At 51.5% G+C, this 1,779-nt stretch carries 3 protein-coding genes; all 3 read right to left on the bottom strand.

All coding sequences use genetic code 11. The features are described from left to right. Positions 1-219 (bottom strand): PAAR domain-containing protein (locus tag Xbed_RS18560; RefSeq protein WP_086114294.1); only part of this gene is annotated, 219 nt, incomplete at its 3' end. A gap of 20 nt (positions 220-239) precedes the next feature. Continuing rightward, the gene (locus Xbed_RS18555; protein ID WP_086114293.1) at positions 240-1,070 is read right to left on the bottom strand and encodes a DUF4123 domain-containing protein; all 831 of its coding nucleotides are present in this window, start codon (positions 1,068-1,070) and stop codon (positions 240-242) included. Then, a partial coding sequence (locus tag Xbed_RS18550; protein ID WP_244182563.1) for a type VI secretion system Vgr family protein occupies positions 1,067-1,779 on the bottom strand: 713 nt, incomplete at its 5' end. The genes Xbed_RS18555 and Xbed_RS18550, both read right to left, overlap by 4 nt.

Raw genomic sequence — 1,779 nt, 5'->3', positions numbered from 1 at the left:
GGCATCCCCGGTTCGGGCGGCCGGTTTCCCCTCAATAAAGACGGAGCCGGAACCTCCGGCGATCGTCCGTGAATGTGACGCATGGGGAGCCAGTGCGTCGCCCTGTCGGGCGAGATAAGCGCCATCAACTTTCACGGTACTGGCGCCGCTAATAACGGGGGTGGCGGAACAATCGCCGTGCTTGGTGCCAATATCACCCACTTTCACTGCATTACCCATATTGCTTTTCCTTATTGTGGTTAAAGAGGCACCTGACCCAGCTCTTGTATTAATACACTTCCCGCCCGCATATGCCCCGGCTGGCTGTCTTCGGTTAACTGGGAATACAGGGCAGCCGGTAAGTCATCAATCGTCAGGTAGTGCCGGGTGATAAAGAGCCGGAGTAATCCACGGATATTGCGATCATCCGTGATACCGTTTTGGCTGAACCAGTCAAAGAACTGTCGGGCACACGCCACGGTGTCGATATGCGGGATAAACTCAAAAGGCGCTTTTTCCAGCCAGTCAGGGATAAACCCGGCTAATTTTTTGATATAACGTGCTGTAAAATTGGCCTGAATTTTCTCCAACTGGACTTCCGTAATGGCGAGCATCTTTCGCTTGCTGGTGGCGCCCACCGGGTAAGGTTCTCTGATTTTGGCAAAGTTATCGGTGCGCTCTTCTTCAAGATAGAGGGTCGAAATACGGGTGATCGGCCCCAAAAATCCATGGATTTCCCAGTCACTCAGGACCCCCAGAAAATCCCAGATATTGCGCGGATCATAAAAACGGAAAAAGACCGGTTTTTCCTGTTGGGGAAGCAACACTTGCAAATATTTTCGTAAATGCTGGCGCACAGTTTTCATGTCTGCCGCACTGTGAACAAAAATTCCCCACGGGTTTTGGCTACACTCCAGCCAGATTTTGACATCTTCATTAACCTGAACCAGATAAGGCGCGATTTTAATCAATTCTGGCTGGAGGGGTTCACCATAAAGACAAGCGGAAGGCGGGTCATAACGCTCCAGCATGAAAAACAGATCCGGCTCTGCGGCCCCATCAATGATGGCGTAAAGTCTCTCCTGACTCATGCCTGTTTCTCCTTCATTGGGCAGTGGGCGACAAACATGGAACCTTCGCTTGCGGCGGCAAGCAGGATTGCGGGATTGGCGGGTGCCAGTAAATCACCGGGGCTGCCGCCGGAGTTCAGGTTGATGGCCGCCCCTTTAATATCAATTCCGCCCTCGTGAAGGACAATAAAATTTCCCCCGACACTCAGGGTAATTTTGCTGCCGCTTTGCAGTGTGAGATCTCCCTGGGCATCCACGCTGACGGCACCCTGAATTTTTTCGGCCAGATCACCTTTGATGTGTAACGCGCGATCGCCCTCAATCTGCTCAAGATAGTTGCCGGTGGTTTTATGGTCTTGCTGGCCTTCTACCGTGACCTTGCGGTTATGGGCGATCACCAGTTCATCGTCATGCCCGATACTGGTTGTGCGATCATAGTTAATGCGTTCATCGCGTGAATTGAGCACCTTAATGGCCAGGTTTTTCTGGGCGTGAATAAAGACTTCTTCGCGATCTTTATCATCCTCAAAACGCAGTTCGTTAAACCCTTCGCCTTTATGCGTTTTCGAGCGGATCGACATCTGGGTTTTCGCCATCGGCAAACGGTTTGGCGGAATATTGCTGGCATGATAATTGCTGCCGACAATAATCGGTTGATCCGGGTCACCGTGGACAAAATCCACCAAGACTTCATGACCGATGCGGGGAATGGCGATCATCCCCATCAGTT

Source organism: Xenorhabdus beddingii (assembly GCF_002127545.1).
Classification (GTDB): Bacteria; Pseudomonadota; Gammaproteobacteria; order Enterobacterales; family Enterobacteriaceae; genus Xenorhabdus; species Xenorhabdus beddingii.
The sequence above is the reverse complement of the archived record's forward strand: the minus strand, read 5'-3'. Positions and strand labels throughout refer to the sequence as shown.

Bases quoted from the DNA above. Each gene is read 5' to 3' on its own strand.
- Xbed_RS18555 (WP_086114293.1), bottom strand. From the start codon at position 1,070: ATGAGTCAGGAGAGACTTTACGCCATCATTGATGGGGCCGCAGAGCCG.